This is a genomic window from Streptomyces sp. NPDC047108, assembly GCF_040643575.1.
Lineage (GTDB): Bacteria > Actinomycetota > Actinomycetes > Streptomycetales > Streptomycetaceae > Streptomyces.
Map to the genome: position 1 here is coordinate 104,197 of NZ_JBEYUP010000015.1, position 14,652 is coordinate 118,848.

General features: G+C 72.8%; 15 protein-coding genes. 9 read left to right on the forward strand and 6 right to left on the reverse strand.

Annotated elements, in window-relative coordinates; genetic code table 11:
* Positions 1-46 precede the first annotated feature (46 nt).
* A complete protein-coding gene (locus ABZ822_RS24850) occupies positions 47-475 on the reverse strand; it encodes an ATP-binding protein (RefSeq protein WP_360858288.1) in 429 nt (142 codons plus the stop codon).
* A gap of 267 nt (positions 476-742) precedes the next feature.
* Here ABZ822_RS24850 and ABZ822_RS24855 point away from each other — a divergent pair, with 267 nt between their 5' ends.
* Both ABZ822_RS24855 and ABZ822_RS24860 read left to right on the forward strand, forming a co-directional pair.
* On the forward strand, positions 743-1,666 hold the full coding sequence (locus ABZ822_RS24855) for a helix-turn-helix transcriptional regulator (RefSeq protein ID WP_360858291.1): 924 nt from the start codon (positions 743-745) through the stop codon (positions 1,664-1,666).
* The gene (locus tag ABZ822_RS24860) at positions 1,653-1,910 is read left to right on the forward strand and encodes a DUF397 domain-containing protein (RefSeq protein WP_360858446.1); all 258 of its coding nucleotides are present in this window, start codon (positions 1,653-1,655) and stop codon (positions 1,908-1,910) included. Before ABZ822_RS24855 ends, ABZ822_RS24860 begins: the two co-directional genes overlap by 14 nt.
* 38 nt (positions 1,911-1,948) lie before the next feature.
* Here the strand turns inward: ABZ822_RS24860 and ABZ822_RS24865 are convergent, their stop codons facing one another.
* Complete coding sequence (locus tag ABZ822_RS24865) at positions 1,949-3,091, reverse strand: 8-amino-7-oxononanoate synthase (protein WP_360858294.1); 1,143 nt, start codon at positions 3,089-3,091, stop codon at positions 1,949-1,951.
* Positions 3,092-3,267: 176 nt separating this feature from the next.
* On the opposite strand from ABZ822_RS24865, the gene bioB reads away from it, so the two are divergent.
* The 3 genes from bioB to bioD all read left to right on the forward strand — a co-directional run bounded on the left by bioB (position 3,268) and on the right by bioD (position 6,689).
* Positions 3,268-4,491, forward strand: coding sequence for a biotin synthase BioB (gene bioB / locus ABZ822_RS24870; protein WP_360858297.1), 1,224 nt, complete (start codon positions 3,268-3,270; stop codon positions 4,489-4,491).
* Complete coding sequence (locus ABZ822_RS24875; RefSeq protein ID WP_360858300.1) at positions 4,484-5,854, forward strand: adenosylmethionine--8-amino-7-oxononanoate transaminase; 1,371 nt, start codon at positions 4,484-4,486, stop codon at positions 5,852-5,854. Before bioB ends, ABZ822_RS24875 begins: the two co-directional genes overlap by 8 nt.
* A gap of 112 nt (positions 5,855-5,966) precedes the next feature.
* Entirely contained in the window at positions 5,967-6,689 is a 723-nt protein-coding gene (bioD, locus tag ABZ822_RS24880; RefSeq protein WP_360858303.1) for a dethiobiotin synthase, read from the forward strand.
* Positions 6,690-6,735: 46 nt separating this feature from the next.
* Here bioD and ABZ822_RS24885 read toward each other — a convergent pair whose 3' ends face one another.
* Complete coding sequence (locus ABZ822_RS24885) at positions 6,736-7,236, reverse strand: universal stress protein (RefSeq protein WP_360858306.1); 501 nt, start codon at positions 7,234-7,236, stop codon at positions 6,736-6,738.
* A 5-nt stretch (positions 7,237-7,241) separates the two neighbouring features.
* Entirely contained in the window at positions 7,242-8,498 is a 1,257-nt protein-coding gene (locus tag ABZ822_RS24890) for an SLC13 family permease (protein WP_360858449.1), read from the reverse strand.
* Positions 8,499-8,706: 208 nt separating this feature from the next.
* Here ABZ822_RS24890 and ABZ822_RS24895 point away from each other — a divergent pair, with 208 nt between their 5' ends.
* Complete coding sequence (locus tag ABZ822_RS24895) at positions 8,707-9,378, forward strand: class I SAM-dependent methyltransferase (RefSeq protein WP_360858309.1); 672 nt, start codon at positions 8,707-8,709, stop codon at positions 9,376-9,378.
* Between the two features lie 33 nt (positions 9,379-9,411).
* Here ABZ822_RS24895 and ABZ822_RS24900 read toward each other — a convergent pair whose 3' ends face one another.
* Both ABZ822_RS24900 and ABZ822_RS24905 read right to left on the reverse strand, forming a co-directional pair.
* On the reverse strand, positions 9,412-9,783 hold the full coding sequence (locus ABZ822_RS24900) for a fic family toxin-antitoxin system, toxin component (protein WP_360858313.1): 372 nt from the start codon (positions 9,781-9,783) through the stop codon (positions 9,412-9,414).
* Complete coding sequence (locus ABZ822_RS24905) at positions 9,780-10,004, reverse strand: antitoxin (RefSeq protein ID WP_360858316.1); 225 nt, start codon at positions 10,002-10,004, stop codon at positions 9,780-9,782. Before ABZ822_RS24905 ends, ABZ822_RS24900 begins: the two co-directional genes overlap by 4 nt.
* A 229-nt stretch (positions 10,005-10,233) precedes the next feature.
* Between ABZ822_RS24905 and ABZ822_RS24910 the strand changes: the two genes are divergently transcribed.
* The 3 genes from ABZ822_RS24910 (at position 10,234) to ABZ822_RS24920 (ending at position 14,641) form a co-directional block, all read left to right on the forward strand.
* A complete protein-coding gene (locus ABZ822_RS24910; RefSeq protein ID WP_360858319.1) occupies positions 10,234-11,043 on the forward strand; it encodes an ABC transporter ATP-binding protein in 810 nt (269 codons plus the stop codon).
* A 6-nt stretch (positions 11,044-11,049) separates the two neighbouring features.
* Complete coding sequence (locus ABZ822_RS24915) at positions 11,050-13,620, forward strand: FtsX-like permease family protein (RefSeq protein ID WP_360858322.1); 2,571 nt, start codon at positions 11,050-11,052, stop codon at positions 13,618-13,620.
* Between the two features lie 124 nt (positions 13,621-13,744).
* Positions 13,745-14,641, forward strand: coding sequence for an LLM class F420-dependent oxidoreductase (locus ABZ822_RS24920; protein WP_360858324.1), 897 nt, complete (start codon positions 13,745-13,747; stop codon positions 14,639-14,641).
* Positions 14,642-14,652: the final 11 nt, after the last annotated feature.

Consider the following 14,652-nt stretch of genomic DNA (forward strand, 5'->3'; position numbering starts at 1 on the left):
CGCCCCGGAAAGGCCCCTCGTCAACGACCGCCGTACGCCGGGGGCTTCATGTGGTCGGGACCGGCCAGGGCAGGGTGATCCATACGGTCTTTCCGCCCTCCGCCGTCGGCGTGACGGAGAGCTTGCCGCCGGCCTCGGCCGTGAGGCTGCGGATGATCACCATGCCCCGGCCGTTGTCCTGCTGTACCGCGGCGGGCAGCCGCCTCGGTCTTCGCGGATGGCTGTCGGTGACACCGATACGCAGACGCTCGTCGCGGTCGAGCCGGATGTCCACGGTGAAGGTGGGCGACCGGCCGAGCGTGTGCACCACGGCGTTGGTGGCGAGTTCGGACACGATGAGCCGCACGGTGTCGGCGCACTCCGCGCTCTCCGGCAGACCCCACTCCGCGAGCACGGCACTGACGTACCGGCGGGCCGCCGTGACGGAGGCAGGGTCGCTCGGATAGGTGATGGATGCTTCATGATGGTCTGCCATCGCGGACGCGGTCCCTTTCCCGCCGAGGCCCGGGGTCCGACGCGTTGTACGCATACGGAGACGACGTCGGAGCCACCCTCCGGCGACTCCTTCGGCCAGACTGCCACCGATGCGTCCGGTGCGGGGGGCGATCCACCGGGATGTGCATATATCTGTCCCTCGATGCAGTGAACTCTTCGCCGGAAACCGGTATTTGGGCTCACACTGACGCACGGGCGGGCGCGCGGTGCCGCCCGGCAGCGGCACCGGGAGGAGCGGGAGGATCCCATGCAGCACGGTCCCGCGGTACGCCGCCGCAAGCTCGGCGATGAGCTGCGGCGCCAGCGCGACATGGCAGGTCTGACCAGCGGCGAGGCCGCCCGCCTGGCCGGCTGGCACCAGTCGAAGGTGAGCCGGATCGAGACGGGACGCAGCGGTGTCAAGGCGGCGGACGTGACCCGGCTGCTGGATGTGTACGGGGTGACGGATCCCGAACTCCGCTCGCTGCTCGCGGCGCTCGCCAACTCCGACGCCAACGGCGGTCAGCGCGCGTGGTGGCACGCCTACCGCGAGCTTCTGCCCTCCGCCTACCGGGACTTCATCAGTCTGGAGGCGGAGGCCGTGCGCGCCAGGACGCTGGAGACGCTGGTCGTGCCCGGGCTGCTCCAGACCTGCCGCTACGCCCGCGCCGTGACGCGCGCCGCGCTCGCCGCGCTTCCCGCCTCGCGCATCGACGAGCTGGTGGACGTACGGATCGCGCGCCAGGACGTCCTGCGGGCGCACCCTCCGCTGGAGCTCCACGCGGTGCTGGACGAGGCGGTGTTGCGGCGCGAGGTCGAGTCCCCCGAGGTGATGGCGGAGCAGCTCGAGCACCTCGTCGAGGTCGGTTCGCTGCCCCATGTCCGGCTCCAGGTCATGCCGTTCGCGCACGGCATGCACATCGGAGTCACCGGCCCTTTCGTTATTTTTTCATTTCCGCTCAGTGCTGATCTGGACGTGGTCGTTCTTGACCACTTGACGAGTAGTCTCTACCTCGAACGGAAAGAGGATCTCAGGGCGTACAGCGAGGCATTCGACACGCTGCGGGGGCGCGCCCTCCCGTGTGACGACTCGTTGGCCTTCATCGCCGGCATCGGCGATGCCCTGAGGAGGCGCAGTGCCCACCCCCCACGAACACCCCGTCCCCCACCCCCCGTACATACGCTCCAGTGACCGTCTGCAGGGCCTGAGCTGGCGGCGCAGCAGCCGCAGCACCGGCATGAACAACTGCGTGGAGACGGCCCTCATCGGCCCCGCAACCGTCGTGGGAACCGCTGACGGCCCCGGGCGCTCCGGGCTCCGCGTGGCCGTACGCGACTCCAAGGACACGGCAGGACCCGCGCTCCTCTTCTCCCCCGCCGCTTGGGAGTTGTTCGTGCGGGAGGTCCGGGCGGGGAGGTTCGAGCGCCGGAGCTGATGTGCTCGTCAGGCGCCGTGTGCGGCCGGGAGCATCCGTCAGGCCGCCGGTGCCGCTCCGGTGATCACCGCGACGGCGTCCTCGATCTGACCGTCCGTGAGATCGGCACGGGCGGTCAGCCGCAGCCGGGAGATGCCGTCGGGCACGGAGGGCGGGCGGAAGCAGCCCACCACCAGCCCGGCGGCACGGCAGTCGGCGGCCCAGCGGACCGCCGCGTCCGGGGACGGCGCCCGGACGGAGACCACGGACGCGTCCGGCCGCACCGTGGCGAGACCGGCCTCGGTGAGCCGGCGGTGCAGTTCGGAGGCGACCGTACGGGCCCGTGCCGCGCGCTCCGGCTCACGGGCCAGCATCCGCAGGCTCGCCAGCGCCGCACCCGCGGCGGCCGGGGCGAGCCCGGTATCGAAGATGAAGGTCCTGGCCGTGTTCACCAGATGCTCGATGACCCGCGCCGGCCCGAGGACGGCGCCGCCCTGACTGCCCAGGGACTTCGACAGCGTGACCGTGGTGACGACGTCGGGCGCACCCGCGAGACCGGCGGCATGCAGCGCGCCCCGCCCGCCGTCGCCGAGTACACCGAGACCGTGCGCGTCGTCGACGAGCAGCGCGGCGCCGTGCGCGCGGCACGCGGCGGCGAGTTCCGCCAGCGGTGCCGCGTCGCCGTCCACCGAGAAGATCGAGTCGGTGACGGCGAGGGCCCGTCCCTCGTGCCCGTCCAGCGACTTGGCGACCGCGCCCGGGTCGGCGTGCGGGACGACGGCGGTCTCGGCGCGCGAGAGACGGCAGCCGTCGATCAGCGAGGCGTGGTTGGCCGCGTCGGAGACGACGAGCGTGTCACGCCCGCTGAGCGCGGTGACGGCGGCGAGGTTGGCGGCGTACCCCGAGGACAGCACGAGCGCGGCCTCGAATCCGCAGAAGGCCGCCAGCTCGCTCTCCAGCTCGGCGTGCAGCTCGGTGGTGCCGGTGACCAGTCGCGACCCGGTGGAGCCCGCGCCCCATCTCCGCGCGGCATGGGCCGCCGCGCTGGTGACCTCGGGGTGCCGGGACAGACCCAGGTAGTCGTTGCTCGCCAGGTCGAGAAGGGCTGAGTCGGCGGCGCGCGGACGCAGGGCGCGTACGAGCCCGGCGCGGCGGCGCGCCTGCGCCTGCTCGTCGATCCAGTCGAACGGGTCGTGGGGCATCGGGCCGTCCCTCGCGTCGGTCACGTAAAGCCCGGGCGGTCCCGGGATGAGGCTGCGCCCCAAACCGTAATGGGCGGGCGGACCGGTCATGGTGTGGCAATACACACACCTCATTCGGGCCCTGTTGTGCGGTCCCTCCTTGGCCGGGGGCCGTGCTGTAGGCGAGGATCAGCGCCATGGAGCTGCTGAACACGCTGGTGGAGAAGGGGCTGCGACGCGAGCTGCCCACCCGGGACGAGGCCCTCGCCGTGCTGGCCACGTCCGACGACGACCTGCTCGATGTGGTGGCGGCCGCCGGGAAGGTGCGCCGTCAGTGGTTCGGGCGACGGGTGAAGCTCAACTATCTCGTCAACCTCAAGTCCGGGCTGTGCCCGGAGGACTGCTCGTACTGTTCCCAGCGGCTGGGCTCGAAGGCCGAGATCCTCAAGTACACCTGGCTGAAGCCGGACGAGGCCGCGGCCGCGGCCGGCGCGGGTGTCGCCGGCGGCGCCAAGCGCGTCTGCCTGGTCGCGAGCGGGCGCGGTCCGACCGACCGTGACGTGGACCGGGTGTCGAAGACGATCGAGGCCATCAAGGAGCAGAACGAGGGCGTCGAGGTGTGCGCCTGCCTGGGGCTGCTCTCCGACGGGCAGGCCGGCCGGCTGCGCGATGCGGGTGCGGATGCGTACAACCACAACCTGAACACCTCGGAAGCCACGTACGGGGACATCACGACCACCCACACCTACGCGGACCGCGTCTCGACTGTGCAGCAGGCGCAGGCCGCCGGGCTGTCCGCCTGCTCCGGGCTGATCGCCGGGATGGGCGAGACGGACGAGGACCTCGTGGACGTCGTCTACTCGCTGCGCGAGCTGGACCCGGACTCGGTGCCGGTCAACTTCCTCATCCCGTTCGAGGGCACCCCGCTGGCCGAGGAGTGGAACCTCACCCCGCAGCGGGCGCTGCGCATCCTGGCGATGGTCCGTTTCGTCTGCCCGGACGTCGAGGTACGGCTCGCGGGGGGACGCGAGGTGCATCTGCGCTCGCTGCAGCCGCTGGCGCTGCACCTGGTCAACTCGATCTTCCTGGGCGACTACCTGACGAGTGAGGGCCAGGCGGGCAAGGCCGATCTGGAGATGATCGCGGACGCCGGCTTCGAGGTGGAGGGCGCGGGCACGACGACGCTCCCCCAGCACCGGGTGGACGCCCTGGCCCAGTCCCTGTCGGAGGCCGGTGGCGGCTGCGGTTCGCACGGCGGAGGCGGCTGCGGGCCGTGCGGCGACGGCGGCGCGGCCACGTCGCCCGAGCAGGAGCCCGTGCTCGCGCCCGAGCAGGAGCCGGCCGCTGCCGGTGCGGCCCGTACGGATCTGGTGACGGTGCGCCGCCGCGGCGCGGGCACGGACGTCGCGCCCAATGCGTGAGCATCACGGGCAGGGGACGCCGGCGGGATCCGCGGGCGGTGCGCCCGCGGAGGTGCCGGCGCCCCGTCCGCTGACCACCGGCGAACTGCTCGCCCTGGACCGGCAGCACGTCTGGCACCCGTACGGCCCGATGCCGGGGCGGCAGGATCCGCTCGTCGTCGCGTCCGCCTCGGGCGTACGGCTGCGGCTCGCCGAACCGGCGGAGGGCCGGACCGAACTGGTCGACGGCATGGCGTCGTGGTGGTCCGCGATCCACGGCTACAACCACCCCGTCCTCAACGAGGCGGCGCACGCACAGCTCGAGCGCATGAGCCATGTGATGTTCGGCGGGCTCACGCACGAGCCGGCCGTCCGGCTCGCCGCGCGGCTCGTGGAGATCACGCCCGAGGCGCTGCAGCACGTCTTCCTCGCCGACTCCGGCTCGGTGTCCGTCGAGGTCGCCGTCAAGATGTGCCTGCAGTACTGGCGATCGGTGGGACGGCCCGCCAAGCAGCGGCTGCTGACCTGGCGCGGCGGTTACCACGGCGACACCTGGCAACCGATGGCCGTGTGCGACCCGGACGGCGGGATGCACCGGCTCTGGTCGGGGGTCCTGCCCGAGCAGATCTTCGCCGACGCACCGCCCGCGGGCTTCGAGGCCGAGCCGGACGAGGGGTACGCGGCGCATCTGCGGGAGCTGATCGGGCGTCACGCCGACGAGCTGGCCGCGGTCATCGTCGAGCCGGTGGTCCAGGGCGCGGGCGGTATGCGCTTCCACTCCCCGGGCTTTCTGCGGGTGTTGCGGGAGGCGTGCGACGAACACGACGTCCTGCTGGTCCTGGATGAGATCGCCACCGGCTTCGGGCGTACGGGCGCGCTGTTCGCGGCCGAGCACGCCGGGATCACACCGGATGTGATGTGCCTCGGCAAGGCCCTCACCGGCGGCTATCTGACGATGGCAGCGACCCTGTGCACGTCACGGGTGGCCGACGGGATCTCGCGCGGCGAGGTCCCGGTCCTGGCTCACGGCCCGACGTTCATGGGCAACCCGCTGGCGGCGGCCGTCGCCGAGGCGTCGATCGACCTGCTGCTGGCGCACGACTGGCGGCAGGAGATCAAGCGCATCGAAACGGGCCTGCGGGACGGCCTGACGGAGGCGCTGGAGCTGCCGGGCGTCCGGGACGTCCGCGTGCTGGGGGCGATCGGCGTCGTCCAGCTCGACCACGAGGCGGACATGGCGGCGGCGACGCGGGCAGCGGTGCGCGAAGGGGTGTGGCTGCGGCCGTTCCGCAACCTGCTCTACACCATGCCGCCGTACATCACCGGTGACGACGACGTGGCCCGCATCTGCGCGGCGGTACGGGCGGCCGCGGCGGCGGGCTGAACCCGGCGCCCGGGACAGGGGCACGCCCCCGACCCTGCACCCGGGGCGAGGCACGCCCCCGCCCCGCACGGGGACGCGGCACCACGGCAACGACGAAAGGCACACGAACGGCATGACGGTTCTCGTCGTCACGGGGACGGGCACGGAGATCGGCAAGACGGTCACCACCGCGGCGGTGGCGGCCCTCGCGGCGCGCCAGGGCCAGTCGGTGGCCGTACTCAAACCCGCGCAGACAGGCGTGGACGAGCACGAGCCGGGGGACGCGGCCGAGGTCGCCCGGCTCGCCGGACCGGTGACGACGGCCGAACTCGCCCGGTTCCCCGAGCCGTTGGCGCCCGACACGGCGGCCCGGCGAGCGGGGCTCGCCCCCGTGGGCCCGCGGGCCGTGGCCGAGGCGGCGGAGAAACTGGAGGCCGACCACGACCTGGTTCTGGTCGAGGGCGCGGGCGGACTGCTCGTACGGTTCGACGACCAGGGCGGCACGCTGGCCGACGCGGCCCGGCTGCTGAACGCCCCCGTCCTGGTCGTCGTCCAGGCCGGGCTCGGCACCCTCAACGTCACGACACTGACGGCCGAGGCGCTGCGGGCGCGGCAGGTGGAGTGCGCCGGCGTGGTGATCGGGAGCTGGCCCGCGGCGCCGGGCGTGGCGGAGCGCTGCAACCTCGCCGACCTTCCGGCCGCGGCGGGTGCGCCCCTGCTCGGGGCGGTCCCGGAGGGCGCGGGGACGCTGTCCCCGGCCGACTTCCGCGCATCCGCGGGGTCATGGCTGGCACCGCGGCTCGGGGGCGCGTGGGACGCCGTGGCGTTCGCGGCGCGGGCGGCTGAGCCTTGGTAGCCCGGCACGGCCCTGGGTCAGGGACCCTCACGGGGCAGACCGCGCCCTAGCCGTGGTGCGGTGGGTGCGGCGGCGGGGGCGGGATCGTGTCGACTCCGGGGGCGGGCTCCGGCCAGACCAGCAGGACCGGGCACGGCGCGTGGTCCACGATGAACCGGCTCGCCGGGCCGAGGCTGTGCGGTCCCAGATGCGACCGGTCGCCGTCACGCGCCAGGATGAGCAACTCGGCGTCCTCGGCGGCCGCGACGACCTCGCGCTCGACCCGCCCGGTGCGTTCGAGCCGGGTGCAGGGGCGGCCGACCCGGTCCGCCGCCGCGGTCAGCAGATCGTCGGCGGACGCGGCCGCGAGGTGTTCCAGCCGGGTGCCGGGGTCGCGTTCGGGATGGCCCCGGCCGAGCAGCCCCGCGTACGCACCGTGCCCGGCGCCCGCGACGTCCGGGTCGGTCACGTGCAGCAGGACGAGGTCGGCTCCTTCGGGCGCGTGCGTGCGCGCGGCGTCCACGCAGGCGGGCCAGGTGCCCTCGACGATCCAGGCGATGACGTTCACGGCGATCAGCCTCCGATGACGTGCAGCGATGCCCACAGTGCCACGACCGCGGCGACCAGGGCAGCGGGTACGGCACACAGACCGAGCCGGGTGAACTCGCCCAGGCCCACATCGGTCTCGTGCTCGCGGACGATCCGGCGCCAGAGGAGCGTGGCCAGGGAGCCGGTGTAGGTGAGGTTGGGCCCGATGTTCACCCCGAGGAGGACGGCGAGCACCGCGCCGGGCCCCGAGGGCACGGCCAGCGGCACCAGCACCAGGACGGCCGGCAGGTTGTTGATGACGTTCGCGAGGACGGCGGCGAGTGCGGCGATACCGAGGAGCGCCAGGAGTCCGGTCCCCTCGGGGATCAGATGCCCGAGCGCGTCCGCGAGCCCGTTGTCGACGACGGCCCGCACCACGATCCCCAGCGCCAGGACGAACGCGAGGAACGGCACGGCGGCGGACCGCAGCAGCGCGAGCGGAGTGCTGCGGCGCCGGACCAGGGCGCGTACGGCGAGAACGCCCGCCCCGGCCGCCGCCGCCCAGGCCGGGTCGACCGCGAGGGCCGAGGCCAGGACGAACCCGGCCAGGGTGCACACGACGGTGACGAGCGCGAACACCGGGACATCGGGCTCGTCCGCGAGGGCCGCGGCTTGCGCTCCCGCGTACAGGTCGGTCGCGAAGAACCGTCGCAGGACCACGTACTCGACCCCGATCGCCACCAGCCAGGGCAGGGTCATCAGCGCGGCGAAGCGGGTGAAGCTCAGCCCGCTCGCGGCGAAGGCGAGGAGATTGGTCAGATTGGAGACCGGCAGAAGCAGCGAGGCCGTGTTGGACAGATGCGTGCAGGCGTAGACGTGCGGCTTGGGACGGGCGCCGAGGCGCATGGCGGTGGCGAACACGACAGGCGTGAGCAGCACGACCGTGGCGTCCAGACTGAGCACCGCCGTGATGGCCGACGCGGCCGCGAAGACCTGGACGAGCAGCCGGCGCGACTGCCCCGCGGCCGCACGGGCCATCCAGGCGCCGCAGGCCCGGAACAGGCCCTCGTCGTCGCACAGTTGGGCGAGGACGAGCACGGCTGCCAGGAAGCCGATCACCGGGCTCAGCTGCTCCGCCTCGGCACGGGCGTGGTCCGGCGGGAGGGCGCCGACGACGATCACCAGGAGGGCTGCGGGTACGGCGACGACCGCCTCCGACCTGCCCCAGGGGCGCACCACCGCCCAGGCGAGTACGGCCAGGAGCAGCACGACGGAGAGGGCTTCGGCGAGCGGCGCGTTCAGGGTCGGTCGGGCCTTTCCGGGCGGAACGGGCGGGGCAGCGGGGTGCAGAGGCGGCGCAGAGGGGGCGGACGGCGGGGGGTCCATCCTCGCGGACGCGCACCCCGCGCAAGCACTTCCGGGGGACGGGTGTGGCGGGCACGGTGGAAAGCGCTGTCCCGCGGGGGAGAATCTTCACTGTCCCGCACGCAGGAGGACGAGGGGTGACGCCATGGCGCTTCGCAACAACAGGGCTCCGAAGGACACCGTGCACCATCCGCTGTTCGCACGCTTCTACGCCCGGCTGAGCGTGGCCGCCGACGCACGGGCCGGAGTGGCCGCCCACCGCGCCGAGTTGCTCTCGGGCCTGTCCGGGCGCGTGATCGAGATCGGTGCCGGGAACGGGCTGAACTTCGCCCACTACCCCGCGCAGGTCTCCGAAGTGGTGGCCATCGAACCGGAGCGGAACCTGCGGCGCATGGCGGCGACCGCCGCGCTGCGCGCCGACGTGCCGGTCGACGTCGTACCAGGTGCGGCTGAGGCGCTGCCCGTGAAGAGCGAGGCCTTCGACGCCGCCGTCGCCTCCCTGGTGCTGTGCAGCGTGCGGGACCTGCCGCGCACCCTCAGGGAGATCCGCCGCGTGCTGCGGCCGGGCGGTGAGCTGCGGTTCTACGAGCACGGGCGTGCGGAGGGACGGGCCATGGTGGTGGCGCAGCAGGCCGTGGACCGCACGGTCTGGCCGCTGCTGTTCGGCGGCTGCCACTCGGGCCGGGACACGCTGGGCGCGCTGGAGGCAGCCGGGTTCGAGCTCGGCCCGTACAGGCGGCTTCGGGTCCCCGAGCAGGGGCTGCGGCTGCCGTCCTCCGCGCACGTCCTGGGCGTCGCGCGCCGGCCCGCGGACTGACGGCCCCGGCCCGGCCCGTACAGCCGCTGACCGCTACAGGCTCCAGGTGCGCAGTTCGTCGGCGATCCCGCGCACGTCGGCCTCGCCGTCCTTCACCAGGCGCGCGAGGTCCCGGACCTGCTCCGGCGAGGTGGTCACCTTGACGCCGCTGGCGACGAGATACGCGTACGCGACGGCCGAGGCGAACATCGCGTTGGACCGCTCCAGCGCCGGTACGTGGAGCAGCAGTTGCAGCAGCGCGGCCGCGCGGTCCTGTGGGTCGGTGTAGACGGGGACGCCGAATATCTCCGCCTCGTGCCGGCTGACGGCGGCGACGAGCGCACCCCAGTCGGTGACCGGAGGGTCACCCGGAGTGTGCTGTTCGGCGATCATGAGGAGCCAGGAGAGGTCGATACGGAGGCTCAACGGTTCTTGTGCTCCTCGCCGAACTCCTCCGCGAACACGTGCTCGTACTGCTTCATGAAGTCGGAGGCGGCTTCCACGAACGTGTGCCCGGCTTCGCCCGCGTCCTGGCGGACCAGCTCCTCGATGTACCGGTTCATGCTGAGGCCCCGCTGGAGCGCTCGCTGTCTCGCGGTCTCGGCGGTCGATTCGTCCACGCGGACGTTCAGCTGTGTTTTCGCCACCCCACCAAGCTAGCGCTCATCCGCTAGCACCTGCAAGGGCACGTGGCGCCGCGAAGATGTACGGCGTGGGCTGTGAGCGCGGGGGCACGCGCGCCGGGGCAGCGGCGCGGCCCTCGCACTCCGAGGGCGCATACGGCGGGGACCCGTACCGGAGGGGGATGCCGTTCCGTGCCTGACCGCTTTACCCTCGGTCACAGACGCTCGGTGAGCCCGGTCCAGGGAGGCGGCCTTGTCCACACCCGCGGCACAGAAGGCATTCGGCGTGGCAGAGGGGACGGAGATCGCCGCCCGCGCCTTGGCACTGACCAAGGCCTACGGCACCGGCGAGACGACCGTCCTCGCCCTCGACGCGGTCGACGTGGCCCTGGCCCGCCGCCGTTTCACCGCCGTCATGGGCCCCTCCGGCTCCGGCAAGTCCACGCTCATGCACTGCCTCGCCGGTCTGGACACAGTCTCGGCGGGCCAGGTGTGGCTGGGCGAGACCGAGATCACCGGTCTGAGCGAGCGCGAGCTGACCCGGCTGCGCCGCGACCGCGTGGGTTTCATGTTCCAGTCCTTCAACCTGCTGCCCACCCTGAACGCGGCGGAGAACATCACGCTGCCCATGGACATCGCGGGCCGCAAGCCCGACCCGGAGTGGTTGGAGCGGGTCATCGACACCCTCGGTCTGCGGGACCGGCTGGGGCACCGGCCCGCGCAGCTCTCCGGGGGGCAGCAGCAGCGCGTGGCCTGCGCCCGCGCGCTCGCCTCCCGCCCCGAGCTGATCTTCGCCGACGAGCCGACGGGCAATCTCGACTCGCGCTCGGGGCAGGAGGTACTGCGGTTCCTGCGGGAGGCGGTGGACGACCTCGGGCAGACCGTGGTCATGGTGACCCACGACCCCGGAGCCGCCGCCCACGCGGACCTCGTGCTGTTCCTCGCCGACGGACGGATCGTGGACGAGATGCCCGAACCGACCGCGGAGGCGGTGCTGGAGCGGTTGAAGCGCTTCGACACCATCAGCGGCGCCGGCTCCGCCGGGAAGACCGGGAAGAGCTGAGTCCGGGTGCTCCGGGCCACCCTCCGCAGCTTCCTCGCCCACAAGGGACGGCTGCTGCTGTCCGCCCTCGCCGTGATGCTGTCGGTGGCGTTCGTCGTGGGGAGCCTGATCTTCTCCGACACGGTGAACCGCACCTTCGACCAGCTCTTCACCTCCACCTCCGCCGATGTGACGGTGGGTCCGAAGTCGGAGTTCGAGGAGGCGGGCGGGCTGTCCTCGGGCCGGGTGGAGACCCTCCCCGCCGAACTGCGCCGGCGCGTGGCCGCGGTGGACGGGGTCGCGGACGCCCAGGTCGACGTCCGCGTGGAGAACGTCACGCTCGTCGACGAACGCAACGATCCGGTCGGCCCGACCACCGGCGCCCCCACGATCGCCACCAACTGGAACGACACCGAACGCAGCCCGGTCGAGCTGACGAGCGGCCACCTCCCCCGCGGCCCCCGCCAAGCCCTCCTCGACGCCGAGACGGCCGACCGCGCGGACGTGCGGATCGGCGACACCCTCCGGGTGGTGGCGCGGCCCGGCACCTTCCCGGTGAAGGTCGTCGGGATCATGACGTTCACCACGACCAACCCGGGCGCCGCCCTCCTGGCCCTCGACACCCCGACCGCGCAGACGAAGCTCCTCGGGAAGCCGGGCGCCGTCACCTCGATCATGGCCGAGGCCGCCCCCGGCGTCGGCGACCAGGAGCTGAAGCAGCGCATCGCCGACGCGCTCGGCCCCGCGTACGACCTGACCACGCGCGACGAGCGGGCGGAGTCCCAGGCCGCCGAGCTGGGCGGGTTCCTGGACGTGATCAAGTACGTGATGCTGGGCTTCGCGGGCATCGCCGTCCTCGTCGGGGTCTTCCTGATCGTCAACACCTTCTCGATGCTCATCGCCCAACGCACCCGCGAGCTCGGCCTGTTGCGTGCCCTGGGCGCCGACCGCCGCCAGGTGCGCCGCTCCGTCCTCGCCGAGGCGCTGCTGCTCGGTCTCGTCGGCTCGACGCTCGGGCTCGTCGCGGGCATCGGGCTCGCCGCGGGGCTCATCTCGCTGATGTCCCTGCTGGGGATGAACCTGGACGCGGCCGAGATGGCGTTCGGGTGGCAGACCCCTGTCGCCGCGTACGTGGTGGGCGTCGGCGTCACCTTCGTCGCCGCCTATCTGCCCGCGCGGCGCGCCTCCCGCGTCTCCCCCATGGCCGCGCTCGCGGACATCGAAGTGGCGGGCGTGGGACGGCCGTTGCGGGTCCGCGCGATCGTCGGCACGGTGCTCGGGGCGGGCGGGGCGGCCGCGCTGGCCGGCTGCGCCTGGGCGACCCGGACCGCGGACGCCACGCTGCTCCTGCTGGTGGGGCTCGTCCTCACCCTGGTCGCGACGGTCGTGGCGGGCCCGCTGCTCGTGCGACCGGTGATCCGCGTCCTGGGCGGCGCGTTCCCGCGCGTGTTCGGCCCGGTGGGCCGGATGAGCCAGCGCAACGCGCTGCGCAACCCGCGCCGTACGGGAGCGACCGCGGCCGCCCTGATGGTCGGACTCGCCCTCGTCACCGGTCTGTCGGTGGCCGGGGAGTCGATGACGAAATCCTTCGACCAGCAGATCGATCAGCAGCTCGGCTCCGACTTCGTCGTCCAGAACCGCAACTTCACGCCGTTCCCGCAGGAGATCACCGACCGGATGCGGAAGACGGAGGGCGTCGGCACCCTCGTACGGGAACGGTTCGCGCCGATGCGGCTGACCCTGCCCGACGGGAGGACGGTCCGCACCACCGGCGCGGGCTTCGACCCGGGTCTGGACCGCGTCGTGAACATGGAGTACGCCGCGGGCGACACCGCTTCCGCCCTCGCGCCCGGCCGGATCGCCCTGCAGAAGGCGTACGCGGACGAGCACAAGATCCGTGTCGGCAGCAGGATCGAGGCACGGTTCGCGAACGGACGGAAGGCGGCCCTGACCGTCGGGGCGCTCACGGACATGGAGCGCGGCGAAGGATTCGGCACCCAGGGCGGCTTCTTCCTGCGGCTGGCCACGCTGGAGCAGTACCTCCCGGGCGGGCAGGACGCGGCGGTGTACGCCAACGCGGCGCGCGGCACCGATCCGCCGCAGCTGCGGGAACGCCTCGAACGCACCCTGGAGCCGTTCCCGCAGGTCCAGGTGCGGGACCAGGCCGACTACAAGGAGCTGGTCCGCGGGCAGATCGCGGTGCTGCTGTATCTGGTCTACGCGCTGCTCGGCCTGGCGATCGTCATCGCGGTGCTGGGGGTGGTCAACACCCTTGCCCTGTCGGTCGTCGAGCGCACGCGCGAGATCGGCCTGCTGCGGGCCATCGGCCTCTCGCGCACCCAGCTGCGGCGCATGATCCGGCTGGAGTCGGTGGTCATCGCGGTCTTCGGTGCCGTACTGGGGCTGGCGCTCGGCTTCGTCTGGGGTCTCGCCGTCCAGCAGGTGCTGGCGCTGGAGGCCATGAAGGCGCTGGCGGTTCCCTGGCTGACCGTGGCAGCGGTGGTGGCCGGTTCGGTCGTGGTGGGCCTGGCGGCGGCGCTGCTGCCGGCGCTGCGCGCCTCGCGCATGAACGTCCTCGCCGCCATCGCTCACGAGTGACGCCGCCATCATCCGTGCAGGGGGCATGCGTTCCCACGGGGTGAACACACCTCCGACACGATTCCCTGCCAAGCGGAGGTCTGCTCCGATAGCGTCGGGTGAGGCGTGAGCGAGGAGGGGTCTCATGGGGCGGGCGTTCCGGTTCGGCGTGAATCTGTACACCTACGGCACGGGCGAGGAGTTCCGCGCCAAGTGCCGCCGTGCCGAACAGCTCGGCTACGACGTCATCCTGGCCCCCGACCACCTCGGGTGGCCCGCACCGTTCCCCGCGCTCATCGCGGCCGCGGAGGTGACCGAGAGGCCGCGCCTGGGCACGTTCGTGCTCAATGCCGGATTCTGGAATCCCGCGCTGCTGGCCCGCGAGGTGGCCACCACCGACCTCCTCACCGGCGGGCGTCTCGAACTGGGCCTCGGCACCGGCTATGTGAAGGCCGAGCACGACACCGCGGGACTGCCGTACGGCTCGCCCGGCGAGAGAGTGGACCATCTGCGGTACACCGTGGATGAGTTGGAGCGGCTGCTGGCCGACGAGGACCATGTGCCTCGGCCCGCCCAGTCGCCCCGGCCCCCGCTGCTGCTCGGTGGCAACGGCGACCGCGTCCTGCGCCTGACCGCCCGGCACGCCGACATCGCCGCCTTCACCGGGGCCGCGCAGGCGCCCGGCGAGCCGGACGGCACGCTGCGGCTCATCGCGCCGGATGCGCTCGTGGAGCGCGTCACCGCGTACCGCGGCTTCGCCGCCGAGGCGGGCCGGGCGGATGCGGCCGAGCTCAACTATCTGGTGCAGCGCGTTTCGGTCTGCGGTGACCGACGCGCCGCCGTACGCGAACTGGCCCCGCACGCCGCCGACTTGTCCGAGAACCAGCTGCTGGAGCACCCGGCGCTGCTCACCGGGTCGGTCAAGGAGATAGCCGAGCAGCTGCGCGAGCACCGGGAGCGGTTCGGCTTCTCGTACATCACGGTGCTGGATCAGTATCTTGAGGCGTTCGGTCCGGTGATCGAGGAGCTGAGCGGCGACTGACCCCCTTCGGC

Excerpts from the sequence above, each read along its gene's own strand:
- ABZ822_RS24850 (WP_360858288.1), bottom strand. The coding sequence starts at position 475 with ATGGCAGACCATCATGAAGCATCCATCACCTATCCGAGCGACCCTGCC.
- ABZ822_RS24855 (WP_360858291.1), top strand. The coding sequence starts at position 743 with ATGCAGCACGGTCCCGCGGTACGCCGCCGCAAGCTCGGCGATGAGCTG.
- ABZ822_RS24865 (WP_360858294.1), bottom strand. The coding sequence starts at position 3,091 with ATGCCCCACGACCCGTTCGACTGGATCGACGAGCAGGCGCAGGCGCGC.
- bioB (WP_360858297.1), top strand. The coding sequence starts at position 3,268 with ATGGAGCTGCTGAACACGCTGGTGGAGAAGGGGCTGCGACGCGAGCTG.
- ABZ822_RS24875 (WP_360858300.1), top strand. The coding sequence starts at position 4,484 with ATGCGTGAGCATCACGGGCAGGGGACGCCGGCGGGATCCGCGGGCGGT.
- bioD (WP_360858303.1), top strand. The coding sequence starts at position 5,967 with ATGACGGTTCTCGTCGTCACGGGGACGGGCACGGAGATCGGCAAGACG.
- ABZ822_RS24895 (WP_360858309.1), top strand. The coding sequence starts at position 8,707 with ATGGCGCTTCGCAACAACAGGGCTCCGAAGGACACCGTGCACCATCCG.
- ABZ822_RS24920 (WP_360858324.1), top strand. The coding sequence starts at position 13,745 with ATGGGGCGGGCGTTCCGGTTCGGCGTGAATCTGTACACCTACGGCACG.